Genomic DNA, 16,865 nt, shown 5'->3' with positions numbered 1-16,865 from the left:
CAATAATTTGGTCTCTTTTTTTAGTAAGAAGCTTATACTTCATTGAGTTTATAAATGATAACTTTTTGATTCTTGGCATTGCTAAATTCGCGAAATTTTGTAAATCAATTTGGAGTATTCTCTAAATATTTTGCAAGAGCTGGTCTATAGGTCTCAAAGTCCATAGAATCGACTATGAGATAGTCTATTTTATTATAAAGTCAGTATTCATAAATATCTGAAATATCATCTGTATAAGGAGTAATGTATCGTATTTTACTTCCAGAGTAATACGTTACGATAGGAAATCGTTCCATTATTTTTATATTTTCTGTATCAGTAATTTGTCATTGCAGCCAGACTCAAGCTTCTTGTTTTAAAGTGTAGTAATCATCTTTGTCTTTTTCTCAATTATAGTACACCATTGTAGAGAGTAGGAGAACTGAAACTATATTTCAAATTAGAAAGAGAGAAAGTATTTTTGAATAGTCATATATTTTAGCGAGACCAATTCAATATATGAGAAAGAAAAGGGGAAGAAAAATAAGAAAATATCTATTGAGTGTAAAAAATAGTGTAAAAAATATAAGTGCTGGTGTGAAAAATGCAAGTGATGTTAAAATCAAAACTCTCTCTCTTTTGACAGATTCATATATTCAATACAGCAATACTAGGAAAGGAAAGAGACACCATAGTAGAAATAATATATTTCCTCAAAAACGTGAATTATCAGAGAGATATAAACTTGGACTCTTTCAAAGAAATATTTCTGGAATATTTTGTGTAAAAAGTTTTATTTGATTTCTAAAAACTCGAGCAATAAATCAAGCCGGATCACGCGCTACAAAATCTCATAGACTCCCTTCTATACTTGGAGTATCGTATGGCATTCCTCCAGCGAAGCCAGCAATGAGATGATGTTTATCGGCAGTGAGTTCTGCAACGGCTTGTTCAAATCAAGCATCATCCATTTGGGTTTGTCCTCTGAGTTCAGCCTGTCTGAGGTTACTGGCTCATTTGTTAGTGAGTCCCCACTCTCATGTTAAATCATGTAAGAAATAAAGATAAGGAGAAATAATAATGATAAAACTCACAAAAAACAGTATTCATAAACTAAAAAAGTTTTTCCATTTCAGTTTTTTTAAGAGTGCGAGTCATAGAGCAAGTATTCCAATAGATCATATGTAAATAAATGCTTCTGCTCTGGTAAGATAGAGAAGAGCTAAAAGTACTCCTATAATAATAACTTGTTTTTTTTGTCTGAGTAAATGCTGTGAGGGGCTTTTAAAAATATAGCATTCTTCTACAAAATTAAGTGTTACAGTAAGAAGTCATAAAAATAAAGGGATGTAAATATTTTCAGACAAGACATGTATACTGAAATGAAGATACACCGGAGATAATAAAAATAATCCAACTACCAGCAGTGAGAAATAACTAGAAAGATATTTTTTAGATATATTAAACAACAGTATCGCGCTCACGTTGAGAAGTATGAGATTTACTATTTGAGCTGCCAAAAAATCATTTATTATAAAAAGATTCATTAATGCAATTGGAATAGAGTATACAAATCAAAACCAACCATTTCAAAACGAAGCAATACTGAAATCCTTCATAAAGTAACTCATTTGTAGATATGCAAAACTATCGGCTACTTTAAGAACTTCGTTTAGTTGCAAAAAATATGCATGATACAGCGTTCAAACAATACACAGAATCACGAAGAGAATGGTTGAAAGTTTCATATTTATTTTTTACTATGTCGTTCCATCATCATACCCTCATGCAGGAGAATACCAATAAAGAAAAATAACATATAACTACTCGCTGCTTCTTCAAATGCGTGAGTAAAGAGAGCCATAAAACAGAGTGAAAAATAGGCCGTAGCGACTCAGACACTTACAAAATCTCTATGTTGTTTAATTCGAGATACAAGTCTATATCCTATAAAAATTATAAGCGATACAAATATAGAGAGTCCAATAATTCATTGTTCTAAGAGGATTTGAACATACCAGTTTTCTGGAAGGAATCTATGAATTGTTAAAACATTAGAAGTTGCTATAAATGTTCCTCAAGCTGATTCGATTGAGTTTCCAATTTGACTTGCAGGTCCTGCAATCCCTAAACCATATCACATAGGATTATAAAAAAACATTTCAGCTGATCTCCCTAAGTTCTCTAATCGATTAAGAACGGATCAGAGATGTAAAAACATATCCCATTTTAGTATTATAACTAAAATTATAGGAAGAGAGAGTGCTATACCTGCTTGAATATACATCTTACGAGTTATGACTCTTCTGTAAATATATCTAAATGTTAAGAAGCTAAAGAGTGCGATGGCAAATATAGCTCATAAAATAGAAGTTTTAGAATAAGAGAAAAATATAGATGTGAGAATAAGAGTTCAAAATATTGCTATGAACGTATACTTTTGAGTTCGAGTGAATCTTGTTGCAGAGAGTATATATCCCATAAAAAGTGAACCTACAAGTGTGAGGTATACAGACATACGAATTGGTCCTCCAAAGGTTGCTTGAAACCTTGCATATCATCCTTCAACATTTTGAGCAAAGCTGAGACACGCGTTTGCAGTATACGTAGATGCTTCATTTGAATATCCAAAAAGTCATACAGTACTTTTGATATCTCAAAATAAATACCAAGGAAGAAAAACTATAAGTATTCAGAAAGTAGAGAGAAATACCATTTTCATATAAAACCGTATGTCCTCTTCTCAAGCAGGAAGGTAGAGACCAATAAGAAGTGCAAATAGAAAAAATACATCATATCGAAATCAAAGAACTGATGCAGCCTTTAGCTCAAAAAATGGAAAATATAAATACAGAGCACTACACACAATAAATGCTGTTGTAAGTCCGAGTAATGTGTTTTTATGATAGAGCTTTTTAAGTGACCAATCGTATTTTTTGTATTGAGTAAAAAATGTCATAAGAAGCAGAATGAGAATAATTCACTCTTTCCAAAATCTGAGTATATCAGTGTCTATTGCAAATTTGCATTTTAGAACCGTAACTATAAAAGCATGAAGTGGAAGCAAGAATAAAAGTATTCAAAGGACTATTTTACGAATCATAATATGAGGAAAGAAAAATATTTAGAAAATTATAAAAACACTTTTCATAATGTAAAGAAAAAGAGAATTTTATGAGTGATGTTGGATGTACTATTTTAATTGTATCGGTGTACAATTTGAGTAATCCTGTCTTCAAATAGTTTTTTATCGAAAATCTTAGCCTGCTGTTTACATAGTGTTGAACTATACTTTCAGGCCATATTATTAGTGTGGAACATTTGAAATTTCTCTATGAAATCACTTCAATCTGATTTTAGAAAAAAATCTCATGTTTCTCAAGCTATGACGCTTTCTGTAAGTCATCATTTTTTCAAAGCAAAAATAGGTTTTCAAGCAGCCATTACTTCTATAGGTACAATTCAAAAGTCCTCTTCTCAAGGAAAGATGAGTCCATCAGATTTTTGTACGAGAGAGACGAGATCATCTCAATATTGAGCTCACGCAAATGAGATATTAGATACTCAGTCACTTAATTCTTTAAGCTTTTTTCTATACTCTCCGTCTCAAATTATTATTAGATTTACGCTAGGTATTGATTTAAACGCAGTTACTGCTATATCTATTTTTTTAAACTCCGTGAGAGTAGAGAGGATAATATAGTAGTGAGTGTATTTCGGACTCATTTTTGATATTACATTTTTATCAAATCTTTCTGTTTCAATTGGTGGGTATAGAATTTCACTTTTTAACCTGAGATATTTGAGTACTCTTTTTTGAGTGGTTTTACTATTGCTGAGAGTTATATCATGACGTTTACTTGCTATGAAATCCCATTGTCTCAGTTTTAAAAATAATGAGTTTAACACATATCCTTTCAAACCACTTTGCGCATTTATACCTCGTTTGAACTCGTTCGTCCAATCCCATATATATCGTGCAGGGGCATGATAATAGACAATTGTTTTTGTTTCAGGTTTCGTAATAACTCAATGAGCAAATCCTGAACTGCTTACTAAAACTACGTCGTAGCTAGATAAATCCAGAGCTTCTGTACTTCAAGCCATAAATGGAAGGCAGAGTCTTTGTTTATGTGTTAACGTGTAGATTCGTTGAGTTTGGAGTTTAAAAACTTGAGGATGTATTTTGTTTTTAGGGAAAACTTTTCAAACTTTTTTTTCATCATATATGAGAGTGAAGACATCGGCTTGTGGATACATTTTTACCCAATTTTCTACTACTTTTTCTGCTCCTCACAATTTAACGAGCATTTCATGTACTATTGCTATTTTCATAGTGTACTATTCTATCGTGTATAAATATATAACTCAAGGATACAATAATTTTGTCTTTTATGAAATAATTGTTATTATTTTGGAAATTTATACTCCTCTCTTACACTCAATGAAAAAGTTGCTCCTATGACTTGTATTTCTTTTTATACTTATCTTTTTTGATTCAGCTTTTGCAATTGATGATATTACAAGTAGTAATTTTACGATCGATGTAGGGACCATTACCCCTACTCCTACGAGTCTTATTTCTGATGAAGCAGGATGAACAGTGACTAATTTTCTTGCTTCTATTCTCAATAAGCTCATACTTGTTTTTTGAGTATTTTCAGCATTTATAATGACAATTGGTGCATGATATATGATAATTTACCATGGTCAGGATGAATTCCTCTCAAAATGAAAATCTATATTTATGGCTGGTCTTATCTCACTTGCTATTGCACTCTCTGCTGGTATTATAGTGAGACTCTTCGCCTATTTGCTCTATTCTTAAAAAAACTATGACTACAAAAATTTTAAAACTATTTTTCTTTTGTTACTCTCTATTATGAGTAAGTCTGAGTTTTGCTGCAGTACCAGATATTGATTGTGGAGCACTTCCTTGATGTGGTGAAAGTAATATTGAGAGTTGAGATGCTATTTATGGAGTACTTTGAAATATTGTAGCCCTCCTTATTCAATATGTAGCTGTAATAGCAGTCCTTGCAGTTATGGTTGGTTGAATTATGTATCTCATTTCAAGTGGAGATGAAGAAAGAATTAAAAAAGCAAAAAATGTAATTATTTGGGCTTTGGTTTGAGTATTTATATCAGTCGCAGCATTTTGAATTATAAATATAATTAATAATTTTAGAGTTTAATGAAATATTTATACAGTATGATCGCATTTTTTGCATACCAACTCATGAATCCAAGTGTATTTGCTCTAAGTGAAAGTGAGCTAAAAGAAGGGATAATTCCTATAAGTTCAAATGCAGCACTTTCATCTACGCAGTCAGGTTTGAGTCTTATTGATTATCTTCTATGATTTGCGAGAGATTCTATATTTGCAGTGATGGCTCTTTTAGCAATTGGGATGTTTCTTTTCATCGGTGGGCGACTTGTGGTAGCTAGATGAAATCCAGAAGAATTTAAAAAAGCACTCCAAAGCTTTATATATGCAGCTGTATGAATATTTCTCGTAGCTTTTGCTTATGCTATTGTTCGACTTGTAGCTGGTCTTGATATCTAATAAAATAAATTATGAAATTACTGCTCAATATCTGTATTACTTTCTGTACTGTATTTATAATGGGACTGCTTCCAGTCGCAGCGGTAGAATGTGGATATAACTGAAATATTGCAAGTTCACTCGACGGATGTCTGAGTGATAGTAATCTCGTGAATGCAAGTGGTGATACACTCATAGAGTGAAATGTTAAAAATAAAATAGTAGATTGGACGGCTGCAATTGCCTGACTTCTCTGACTTATAGCAGTTGGTGCTATTGTATATGGTGCATTTCTTATGACTCTTTCACTCTGAGACGATGAGAGGATTAAAAAATGAAAAGATATTGTGAAGTGGTCTATTCTTTGATTTTTGTGAGTTGTCGTTGCTGGAGCATTGGTGAGAATCGTTGTCGAACTTGTATTTTCTCTCACGGCTTAATGTAATATGTCACTCAGGTACAATCTCAAACTCGGATGTGGTTTAACATTTTTTTTTACAGTATTTATTTACGCAGTATCTGTACTTTTATTTGATGATACACTTTTTGATTCGCACATATCAGAAAACGAGTTTTCATTTACTCAAAATGCATGAGATACTAAAATGTACGCAAGTTTTAGTGGTGTAACACAAGCAGATATTTCTCAAATCACTAATAAAATTATATTTGAATGATATAAAAAAAACTTTTTTGACTCTCAAAAGTCGAAAATAGCTGTATGATATATTCCTGGCAGTTTAAAACAAAAAATAGAAAATACACTCACTCCAATTTTAGAGAGTTTTTTAAAACAAGATTTTATAAAAACCTCAGTGTCAGAACTCTCAGTTCTCTTATATGAGCAAGAAAGTGATACGAGATGACGTATGAGAAATCGTAATATCCATCTATTTTGAGTTCAAAAATATTGAGAAGAAGAACTTATGAGTGTTTTTATTCATGAGTTTTGACACTATTATGATATCTATTCGAATAGAGATGTAGATAAAAGTCTGAGTTCTAAATTCTATAGTATTTCTTGGGAAGACATAAGTATTATTACTTGAGGTCAAAATACCTGAGATTTTGTTTCGGGCTATGCTATGACGAACCAGTTTGAAGATTACGCAGAATCTTATATGTATTATACTCTGCATAATTCTGATTTTTATGAGAAGTCACGCAATACAGTAAGTCTTGCAAGGAAATATAATTTTTTTAAAGATGAAGTTTTCCCAAATTGAGAATATATAAATACTAATTTTTCTTGAGATCAGCCTATTTTGAGCTATTATTGGGACATTACAAAGTTGGAGGTTGATATAAAAAAGTTTTTGCAATATACTCAAAATAACTTATAATCTTCTCATAATACAATCATATTTCTGTATATAACACTATGACTGTACTACTTTTTCAATACAACCCGTTATTTCTAGAGTTCATTAAGTTATTCCAAAGCTAGGCATTTACTTGCTTACTCCATTTCTCTTTTTGAGAAATGAATGACTTCTAAACTTTATAAAATGACGAAGCGTACATAATTTATATTATTATATAAACATGTACTCATGCGCTCATATAAGTTTTCAATACTTTATTTATTACATTATATTAGAATGAAAGACTTTCTAGACGAACTTGATCTTGAGGTTCAGTGAATTGTTCCTGATACTGCTTCAGTTTCATGACCAACAGGTTCTACACAATTGGAACAACAGAATAATTCACAACACAGCAATAATAAACCTCATACTATTGCTCCAAAAAAACCAGTACACAACCATAATAAACCAGCACCAAATGATAATCCATTGGTAAATAACAACTCTGGACACACTCAAAACCAGAATACGAAGAATAATACAGGTGCTAAAAAACCAGTTCATAATCATGCAGCTCAGGCTAAAAATAATAATGGACAAGCTCAAAATAAAAGACCAAATAATCATCGAAACAAACATCAAAACCAACATGGTTGAGATACAACAGGGCTTCCACAAAGTAATAAGTATGGAAGAAAAATAATTCAGTTTCCTGAAACAAAATTTTTCCTTCCAACTCTCAGAGAATGATATACTCGATATATTCCTATTGGGGGAAATAACGAAATAGGTGCAAAAAATATGAGCATGGTTCAATTTGGTGATGATATCATCCTTATTGATTGTGGAGTTCAATTTGCTGAACCAGATATGCTTGGAGCAGATTATTCTATTCCAGATGTTTCATTTTTAACAAAATACACAAAAAATATAAAAGGTTTCCTCATTACTCATGCTCATTTAGATCATATTGGAGCGCTTAAAAATGTGCTTCCAGTTCTCGATATGCCAACATTGTATGGGACGAAACTTACGCTTGGGCTCATTAAAAAATCTCTTGAAGAAGCAGGCCTTATGCCCTATGCTACTTTTGTAGAGATAGATGCTTCTGTTGCAAACACTACGAAGATAGGACAGTTTTCAGTTGAGTTTTTCTCTGTAAACCATTCAATTCCTGACTGTGCTGGTTTATATATAGAAACTCCAGGATGAGCAAAAATGGTTCATACTGGTGATTTCAAGATTGATCACACACCAAGACTTGATAAACCAGCTGATTTCGAGAGATATGAAGAAATTGGAAAAAGAGGGATAACTCTCTATCTTTGAGATTCTACAGGTTCAGTGACGAAAGGATTTTCTATGAGTGAAAAAGAGGTGTGAGATACACTTGAAAAAATCGTATCTGAAACTACCAATGGGAGATTACTTATTGCTGCCTTCTCATCTTGGATTTCTCGAGTACAACAACTTATTGATATTGCTCAAAAATATGACAAATATATATTTCTCTCTGGGAGAAGTATGGTTGAAAATATTGCTATTGCTCAAAAACTTTGATATCTTTCAATGAAGCCAGGGACTATTAAAAAACTGACAGTGAAAAATACTCAGTCAGTTCCTGCAAACAAACAAATTATTATTACAACCTGAAGTCAGGGAGAAGAATACTCTGCACTGAGTCGTATGGCTGAATGAAAGCATAATGCTATCACTATTCAATCAGGTGATACTGTAATATTTTCTTCTTCAGTTGTACCAGGGAACGAAAGATCAGTTGGAGGACTTATTAATAGACTTATTAAGTATGGTGTAAAAATCATTACGAAGTCTGACCTTCCTGTTCATACTTCAGGTCATGCGTATCAAGAGGAACAAAAGATATTCTTGAAGCTGTTTGCTCCTAAATATTTTATGCCTATCTATGGTGATTTATACTTTAGAACTCGACATGCTGAGACTGCAATGTCAGTGGGGGTGAAAGAAAGTAATATTCTTCTCCTTGATAACTGAAATATAGTGGATTTTGCTCCAAATGGTTCAGTATTTCGCTCAAAAATCAAGGTACCAATTATGGAATATGTTATTGATGGGTATGGAATGGGACTTACAACAAGTCATGTTATTAAAGCTCGAGAACAGATGATGAATGCTGGAGTACTTGTGCTTCAGTATACTGTTGATAAAAAATCAAAGGCAATTATAGGTCACATTAAACTTGAAACACGAGGATTGGTGTACGTCGATGAAGTGAGATATATTCATAGAATTATCATCAAAAAAGCTCGTGAAGTATTTGAAAATACGCTCAAAGATATTCCAGATATTGAAGAGAAAGATTTACTTAAAATACTCAGAACTGATTTGGAAACTTTTATTCTTAAAAAAGTTGATAGAGAACCTATGATTATTCCAATAATTACAGAAGTGTAAAAATAATGTAAGAAGCAAAAAACTCGTTTTTTGCTTTTTTTTTACGTAAGCTTATAATACAGGTCATAATTTTATTAAAAAATACTTATGAAATATATTCTATCATTATTCACGCTTATTATTGTATTGGCTTCTTGTGGGCAAAATCAAGATAAGGTTGATCAAGCAAAACAAGAATTACTCCAACAATGACAAGCGGATCAAACGCAACAAACCGTTGAAAACACGAGTTGAGAGTCAGACATTTCAGAACAATGAGATAATACAAATCAAAATGATTCGTATGTGGAAGTTCGAGATGTATCAGATATTCAATATATTTCTGTAAATACTATTAATTCTCAAGAAAGTATAGATGGAGAGCTTCAAATTACTTGAAAAACTTTAGATGATGTTACTACTATTAGTGTGAGGTTTTCAAATGAAGAATCTGATTATCCTGTAGATAATTATACTCTTCAGACTTTTAAGTCAGGTGATTCTACGTTTTTATACAATGCAAGCTCTAAATCCAAAGTTTTAGACTATGGTGAAAATGTATACCTCATTACTGCCACAAGTAGTACCTGAGAAAAATCTCAAACAGAAGTTACAATTAATATCCCAAAAACACTCACTGAAAATATTAAACAATCTGAGAGTCAATTAGCTGGGAGTTCTCAAGAATTAGTAGTATGAGATCTGCCAACGTCATCTCGATACTGAGAACCTATCAAGGTTTGAGAATCAAGCTTTACATATTCACAGATTAAAAGTCTTGAAGTGAAAAAAGAAGTGCTTCCAACAGTAAGTTGTGAAACACTTGGTGATTTTTTAAAAGAAAAAATGAATACATGGTATTACTGGAACACGTGTAGAGATATAGTAGAAGATGAATGAATTAGATTTAATCTCATAAGACTTGATGGTGATGCTTATATATATGAAAGGACGTATATTGATTTTAAAAATGGATATTATGGAACATATGAATTAGAGACAGGAGAATGAGTCAGTACTGAAACTATTCAAGAAAAAAATAAGGAACTTTGAGAAAAAGAATTTCCAAATACTCAAATAGTGGATACTCTCATGCGAGATATTTTACAATCTTAATATTTTTTCGTGTCACATTATAAAAGAATTTTACTTAAGATTTCATGAGAAGCGTTCTGTGAGCCAGGAGTTTGAGGACTTGAATCCAAGCATATAGAAAATGTTGCTCAAATAATTAAAGAGGTGGTCTCACAATGACTTGAGCTCGTAATAGTAGTGGGTGGCTGAAATATTTATAGAGGTTCAGACCTCATAAAAGCCTGAATGAAGTCATCAGATTCTCATAATATGAGTATGCTTTCAACAGTTTTTAACGGATTAAGTCTTAAAAATTTTCTTGAAAAGCAGTGAATTGAAGCAATAGTATTAGATGCTCTGGGTGTAGAATTCTTAGTGAGATATACTTCACTACAAGCAAGTGAATACTTAAAATCTTGAAAAATCGTAATTTGTACATCTGGTACATGAAGTCCATATGTTTCAACAGATACTGCTTGAGTAGTTCGTTCTATTGAACTTGAGTGTGATATTATGATTAAGGCTACGAAAGTAGATGGAGTATATGAGAGCGACCCTATAAAAAATTCTGATGCAAAAAAAATAGAGTCTATAAGTTATGATGAGTTTATATGAAAAAATCTACAAGTATTTGATCAAACCTGAATAATTCTTGCTCGAGATAATAAGCTTGAAATTGTAGTTACTAAATTTGATAAATTGAGTATTTTAGAAATTCTCAATTGAGATAAAACGGGGACGTCTATTTGTAGTTCTGAAAATTAGTCAACCCTAAAATCTTTGAAAGAAACTTCTTAATCCTTATAACTAGAGTCATACTTTATTTATAAGGATTTTATAATGCCTAGATTTTCATTGAGAGCATTTACACTTGTTGAACTCATAGTAGTGATAACTATTATATGAATACTTTCTACAATATGATTTGTATCCTATTCAAATTATCTCAAGTGAGCACAAGATTCCAATAGATTTTCTCAACTCTAACCAAGTATCATTAACTGGAACGGGATCTCAATTACAATCATTATCACTTATAGCAGAAAGTTGATGGAAGAAATATTCAAGTTGTCTTAGAATTTTAGAAGATAATCCAAAACTCAAAAACAAAAATTGAGAGTATGTTATAAAAACAAAGTCTGATGATATATTAAAAGTATATTGTGATATGACCACTGATAATTGAGGATACACTATGTATCCTATAGTAAATTGAATTAGGTCGTTTAGATCAACAGATAATAATAGTTGTAAGGAAGTATGAATGGATATGTTGGTTCCAAGAACAAAAGATTTATTTGCATATGTAATTCAAAGATATTGAAGTAGTTACTTTAGAGTAATGCCATGAATTTTTAAACCAACTAATGGCTGAAATTATACTTCAGTTGCTATGAACTCTGAAACAGCACCAGATTGGAAAGCTGTAGATGGTTGAAAATGGTGGCTTAGAGATACTCCATATACTGAACCAAGCTGAGATTATACTGCAAATTGTTGGTTGCAAGTAAGAAGTGTTTCAGACATAAATAATATTACTATTAATGATGCGTGAGTATGAAGCTGTAACTCATTATATTTTACTGAGAGCTATATTTGTTCGACGAATGATAAATAGAAGAATTATAAAATATTTTTTGACAAGACATCATTTTACAATAAGATATCGCAGCTTATAAAAATTATCTCACACATCAATACCGATTATGTTAGGAAAACTTAAAAAAAGAAAAAGACTGAGAGTACACGGGTTTCTAAAACGAAGCTCTACTGATTCTGGACGAAACGTGCTTAAAAACCGAAGAAGAAAAGGAAGACACCAACTTACAGTAAGTTACCCAAAAAGATTCCAAGAAATTAACGGTAAATCTAAAATGCATATAATTGCTGGTGGAACTGCAAAAAAATCTCCTTTCGATGGAAAAGGTAATTATGTAAAAAGAAAATAATAATTCACATTTTTTTTAGTGATTTCAAAAATATATAGACTGAAAGAACGTGAGGTAAAAAAGGTTTTGAAAATATGAAAACCTTTTTTTTCTTATACACTTGTTTTTAATGTTCTCCCAAATACACTATCACATGGGAGATTTGCTATTATAATATCTGGAAAGTCTGTCAAAAATGCTGTAGTGAGAAATAAATATAGAAGGCTCTATTATGAAACATGTAGACCATATATAGATACAATCCCTAAAGATATAAGTTGCGTTGTAAAAACCAAGACTCAACTTGAAAATAATGATACTGCTTTAAAAAACTTTAAAAAAGAACTGATCTATCTCTTTGATAAAAAACTATGAAAAAATACTTAGATATACTTTTATTCACGCTTTTATTCTTCTTTATATTCTCATATTTTACTTGAGATAAACAAGAAAACCAGCTTACGTGAGTTCAATTTGTAGCTACTGACACAAGCCTCAAGGTTCCAGCTTGAATAAGCCTCAAACTTCAAAATTACACTTCTGAGGTCTTTTCTTATAATACGTGTGATAACCTTACTACTCGACTTAATGGAGAGCTCATAGTCTATCCTGAGAGCTTTTGTGAGGATAAAAATATTGCTGCAGGTGAAACAGATATTATAAATCTAGCGACACATTATGATTTGTTCGAAACACCTTGAAACTATATTTTTGAACTCACTCAGTGAGAAAAGAAGTATCTTTCCACAGTTGATATAGAATACAGAGGCACACTTTGAAAAGTATTTATCGGATTGTTTTATGCTCCAATATACAATTTGATGGCTTATTTGATTCATCTCTTTGGGAACTCTCTGTGATTTGCCATAATTTCAATTACCATAATCATAAGAATATTACTCTTATTTCCTCAACATAAAATGCTCGTATCTCAAAGAAAGATGCAAGCGATTCAGCCTAAAATTAAAAAACTTCAAGAAAAACATAAGTGAAACCAACAACAAATAGGGGTTGAACTGATGAAGCTGTATAAAGATGAATGAGTAAATCCAATGGGTTCATGTGGATTTCTAATTATACAGATGCCTATATTGCTTGTAATATACAGAATCATTATAGATATAATGTCTCTTAAAAATGAGTTTTATCTCTACGATTTTCTCCCTGCATTTAGTATTTCACAAATTGATCCCATATTTTTCGGTATGAATCTCCTTGCTTCATGAGGAGTAGTAGGTTTTTTCCTTGCCTTGACTGTGGCTGCGATACAGTTTGTGCAAGTTAAACTTTCTATAATGCATAGAACCAAGGCAGACACAGAAAGTTGAGTAGTATTAGAAAAAAAGAAAGATGCAAATAGTTACTCAAGTATGATGCCAGATCCAGAACTCCTCAATAAGTTTATGCTCTATGGTATGCCAGTAATGGTCGGCATATTTACCTATACTCTTATAGCTTGAGTTGGTTTATATTGGGGGATATCTACTTTGTTCGCAATAATGCAACAATTATTTGTAAATAAAATTATAAAAAAGTAAATATTTATTCTTGCCCCTTTCTTACCTTTTTGTTTGACACAAAGTACACAATCTCTTAGTATAGAGCGGTAATTCTACTATTAATAAATAATGTATTTATGAACACTCTCGCAAAGATCCTTGCTCCAGTTTTAGTACTGGTCTATACTGTTACTAGTTCTTATGCTGCTTATGAAGTGGCAAGTTGTGATTCAAACCCTGACTTTACAGCTAATAGTTGTAATGAATGTTTCATTTGAGGAACAGTGACTCAATGAGATAATAAGGGACTGCTTACTGATGTTTGGAAGAACACAAGTGATGCTTCACAAGTTCTTTTTAAAGAAGAACAAGAACTTCCTCAAATTATTTGACTCAACGGTGCTACTTGGACGGAAGTTAAGGCAAGTGAAAGTGTAGATTTTTGGCAGTATACTGTTGATCTTGATGCTCTATACGACGAAGAACAACTTGGATATGCTCTTACTGCAGGATCAGAAGTAACATGGATAGAATCAACTCTTGGAAGCGCTTACCAACTATCTTCTAACCCAGCTGCTGCCGGAGAAAACGTAGGTATTATTGCATATGATATTGCTACTCACCAAGTTCAAGAAGGTGGTGAACTTACTGTAGATGCTGATATTACTCGAGAATGTGTACTCTTTACTTCAGCTGAAGGAGAAACTCCAGTTACTCCAACTCCACCTACAACTCCAACTCCACCAACTGAGTTACCTAAAACAGGTCCTGAGCATGTTCTTCTTGCTCTTGCTGCTCTATTACTAGGATTTGGATTCCTTAAATTCAGAAGAAAAGCATAATAATTTTTCTTATATAAAATCTCTCAATTATTGAGAGATTTTTTTGTATTTGAAATATTAACCTAAGAATTAATTATCGTCAAGCTCATTTTTTTGTCATAAGAAATATAAGTATGGTACTATTAATATGTTTATTTGATTCCACAGAAATACAAATACATATTATTTTATAACATATTTACTTATGTTTACACTTATACAAAACTATAGAACACTCTTTATGATGTGTATAAATGCTTCTTTAGAAATGTGAAACTTACGAGCTGCCGACACAAATGAAGATGGTATGCTTACTTGAGATGAGTTTAATAAATTGACTGATGCTCAAAAACTAAGAGTTCAAAATGATTTAGGTGAAGAAAACCTTAAGAGATTTAGCGAAGCAGGTAGAATAATCTTTGAACAAAAAGAAAAAGCACAAGCTATTGTAACTCAATCTGCTAGTACTGCACATAACGAGAATAGTAGAAATATTGAGCAATCAACAGGAGCTCTTTCTCCAAATAAAGTTCCAAGTGCTGTAAATTACTATTCTTCTGGGAGATGTTCACAAGAAAATGTAAACAACTTGGTTCAAGTTATGAAAAATAAAGGACTTAATTATGATGGTTCTTGGGAAAGTTTTGCTCAAAATATTGCGAGCTTACAAATGAGTTTAGGTTTTACTTGAAACGACGTTGATGGGAAAGCAGGTCCTGGAACTATTACTGCTCTTAATGCTCAATCTACTGCTCAAAAAGAAGAAGCAACTCAAGTTCAAGCTAATGATAACCTTCCACTTGATGCTACAAACTTACGAGGTCAAGAAGCTTCAAGTGAAGCTGTTAATGTTCAATTCGGTAGAACTCTGAAAAGAGGAATGAGTGGTGATGATGTAGTAGTACTGCAAAATCTGCTTACGAATATGGGATATGATACGAATGGTATTGATGGTTCATTTGGTCCAGGTACTGAATGAGCGCTCAAAAAATACCAACAAGAAAAACTTGGTCAATCAGGTGATGGAAGAATGGATATGAATGGTGCAACCATGAAATCATTTATGACTACTAAATCTTCTGTTTCAAATACCAACGAAACTCAATCACAATCAAGAAATGTATTTCAAAAACTTGGTGATTTTTTCAAAAGAGGTGGTGAAGTACCAACAAATCTATCAGGTATTGATAAATTTATCGATGCAAGAAATACTGAACTAAATGCAATTTGAGAACAAATCACGAATGCAAAACAAAGTAGAAATCCTCAAGCCATAGCTCAAGCTCATACTGCTATTCTTGTAGCGCTTAGAAACAAAGTTCCAGTGGAATTGTACAATACTATTGCTCAGGCAAGATCTCCTATTGAACAAACTCGAGTACTTGATTTTATTTCAAATGCACTAATGGGATGAAGAAATACAGTTGAAATCGCTCAAGGCCGAGAATCAGCGAGAAAATATTCAGAAGAATTAAATAGACTTCAAACGAGAACGGGTGATGTTCTGAGAAATGAATGACTTTCATCTTCTTTTATTCAACAATCACTGGCAACTATTGATGCAGTTGAACAAAGAATCAAAGCCGGAACTCAATTTTCTGCAGGTTACAAATCTTTTGATTCAGCATTCTCAGTAAGAACGAAAGGAAATAATAATCAACTTGAAGGATTCAGTAAAGGTTCAATTGAAGCACTGACTATAGATTGAGTAAATGCTTGGGATATTCAAGAAACTATGTCAGATAAACTGAAATTTATTGATAATATGAATCTTGCTCAAATAAAAGATATAGATAATCAACTTCGATACATTAACTGATTAACAGTGGAATCTCTTAAAGAATTAGTGCAGAAATGACAAGTTGAGATGAATGTGATAATGTTTATCGCTCATAATTGTGGGAACGTATCTTTTGCTACAGTAATAAAAGACAATACTCCTGCTCCACAAAGACCAAAAGACAATGATGGTTGAACACCAAATAAACCAAACAAACCAGATAAACCAACTACAGAACCAACCACAGATCCTGCTCCTACTCCAAATAAACCAAATAAACCAGGGAAACCGGAAAAACCAAACAGACCAAACAAACCAGATAAACCAACTACAGAACCAACTACAGATCCTGTTGATGGAAAATGAGACACAAGTACTACTCCTACTACCGATTCTGCAGGATGAAGTAATTCTTGAAATGGAGCTCCTGAAACTGCAGGCGATAGAGGTGTTGACCAAGAATCTGAAACGAGTACTGGCGATAGAGGAATTCCAGGTTAAAAGAATCAAACATTTTTAG

18 protein-coding genes are annotated in these 16,865 nt (G+C 32.3%); 15 read left to right on the top strand and 3 right to left on the bottom strand.

Annotated elements, in window-relative coordinates:
* Positions 1 to 32: 32 nt before the first annotated feature.
* From GW846_04555 to GW846_04545, 3 genes are all read right to left on the bottom strand, one after another.
* Positions 33 to 1,727, bottom strand: a complete 1,695-nt coding sequence (locus GW846_04555) for a hypothetical protein (GenBank protein NDK10027.1) — start codon at positions 1,725 to 1,727, stop codon at positions 33 to 35.
* A gap of 2 nt (positions 1,728 to 1,729) precedes the next feature.
* Entirely contained in the window at positions 1,730 to 3,082 is a 1,353-nt protein-coding gene (locus tag GW846_04550) for an O-antigen ligase family protein (GenBank protein NDK10026.1), read from the bottom strand.
* Positions 3,083 to 3,177: 95 nt separating this feature from the next.
* Entirely contained in the window at positions 3,178 to 4,314 is a 1,137-nt protein-coding gene (locus GW846_04545) for a glycosyltransferase family 4 protein (protein NDK10025.1), read from the bottom strand.
* 109 nt (positions 4,315 to 4,423) lie between these two features.
* Between GW846_04545 and GW846_04540 the strand changes: the two genes are divergently transcribed.
* The 15 genes from GW846_04540 (at position 4,424) to GW846_04470 (ending at position 16,846) form a co-directional block, all read left to right on the top strand.
* On the top strand, positions 4,424 to 4,807 hold the full coding sequence (locus GW846_04540; GenBank protein NDK10024.1) for a hypothetical protein: 384 nt from the start codon (positions 4,424 to 4,426) through the stop codon (positions 4,805 to 4,807).
* Positions 4,808 to 4,814: 7 nt separating this feature from the next.
* On the top strand, positions 4,815 to 5,174 hold the full coding sequence (locus GW846_04535) for a hypothetical protein (protein ID NDK10023.1): 360 nt from the start codon (positions 4,815 to 4,817) through the stop codon (positions 5,172 to 5,174).
* A 17-nt stretch (positions 5,175 to 5,191) separates the two neighbouring features.
* Positions 5,192 to 5,545, top strand: a complete 354-nt coding sequence (locus tag GW846_04530; protein ID NDK10022.1) for a hypothetical protein — start codon at positions 5,192 to 5,194, stop codon at positions 5,543 to 5,545.
* 11 nt (positions 5,546 to 5,556) lie between these two features.
* Positions 5,557 to 5,964, top strand: a complete 408-nt coding sequence (locus GW846_04525) for a hypothetical protein (protein NDK10021.1) — start codon at positions 5,557 to 5,559, stop codon at positions 5,962 to 5,964.
* Positions 5,965 to 5,970: 6 nt separating this feature from the next.
* Complete coding sequence (locus GW846_04520; protein ID NDK10020.1) at positions 5,971 to 6,867, top strand: hypothetical protein; 897 nt, start codon at positions 5,971 to 5,973, stop codon at positions 6,865 to 6,867.
* A gap of 258 nt (positions 6,868 to 7,125) precedes the next feature.
* Positions 7,126 to 9,264: an RNase J family beta-CASP ribonuclease gene (locus GW846_04515; GenBank protein ID NDK10019.1), complete on the top strand. Its 2,139-nt coding sequence runs from the start codon at positions 7,126 to 7,128 to the stop codon at positions 9,262 to 9,264.
* 87 nt (positions 9,265 to 9,351) lie between these two features.
* Positions 9,352 to 10,359 carry a hypothetical protein gene (locus tag GW846_04510; GenBank protein ID NDK10018.1) on the top strand — a complete coding sequence of 336 codons (1,008 nt, stop codon included), beginning with the start codon at positions 9,352 to 9,354 and terminating at the stop codon, positions 10,357 to 10,359.
* Between the two features lie 9 nt (positions 10,360 to 10,368).
* Positions 10,369 to 11,082, top strand: coding sequence for a uridine monophosphate kinase (locus tag GW846_04505; GenBank protein ID NDK10017.1), 714 nt, complete (start codon positions 10,369 to 10,371; stop codon positions 11,080 to 11,082).
* Positions 11,083 to 11,157: 75 nt separating this feature from the next.
* Positions 11,158 to 11,304 (top strand): prepilin-type N-terminal cleavage/methylation domain-containing protein, encoded by a 147-nt coding sequence (locus tag GW846_04500; protein ID NDK10016.1) that lies wholly within the window; start codon positions 11,158 to 11,160, stop codon positions 11,302 to 11,304.
* Complete coding sequence (locus tag GW846_04495; protein ID NDK10015.1) at positions 11,243 to 11,935, top strand: hypothetical protein; 693 nt, start codon at positions 11,243 to 11,245, stop codon at positions 11,933 to 11,935. Before GW846_04500 ends, GW846_04495 begins: the two co-directional genes overlap by 62 nt.
* 88 nt (positions 11,936 to 12,023) lie before the next feature.
* On the top strand, positions 12,024 to 12,266 hold the full coding sequence (gene rpmH, locus GW846_04490) for a 50S ribosomal protein L34 (GenBank protein NDK10014.1): 243 nt from the start codon (positions 12,024 to 12,026) through the stop codon (positions 12,264 to 12,266).
* A gap of 66 nt (positions 12,267 to 12,332) precedes the next feature.
* Positions 12,333 to 12,632 carry a ribonuclease P protein component gene (locus GW846_04485; GenBank protein NDK10013.1) on the top strand — a complete coding sequence of 100 codons (300 nt, stop codon included), beginning with the start codon at positions 12,333 to 12,335 and terminating at the stop codon, positions 12,630 to 12,632.
* On the top strand, positions 12,617 to 13,783 hold the full coding sequence (locus GW846_04480; protein ID NDK10012.1) for a YidC/Oxa1 family membrane protein insertase: 1,167 nt from the start codon (positions 12,617 to 12,619) through the stop codon (positions 13,781 to 13,783). Before GW846_04485 ends, GW846_04480 begins: the two co-directional genes overlap by 16 nt.
* A 98-nt stretch (positions 13,784 to 13,881) precedes the next feature.
* Positions 13,882 to 14,586, top strand: coding sequence for an LPXTG cell wall anchor domain-containing protein (locus GW846_04475; protein NDK10011.1), 705 nt, complete (start codon positions 13,882 to 13,884; stop codon positions 14,584 to 14,586).
* Between the two features lie 184 nt (positions 14,587 to 14,770).
* Positions 14,771 to 16,846 carry a hypothetical protein gene (locus GW846_04470; protein ID NDK10010.1) on the top strand — a complete coding sequence of 692 codons (2,076 nt, stop codon included), beginning with the start codon at positions 14,771 to 14,773 and terminating at the stop codon, positions 16,844 to 16,846.
* Positions 16,847 to 16,865: the final 19 nt, after the last annotated feature.

The sequence above is a fragment of the Candidatus Gracilibacteria bacterium genome (assembly GCA_010119145.1).
Lineage (GTDB): Bacteria > Patescibacteriota > Gracilibacteria > BD1-5 > UBA6164 > JAACSU01.
This window is presented reverse-complemented; position numbering and strand designations above follow the sequence as displayed.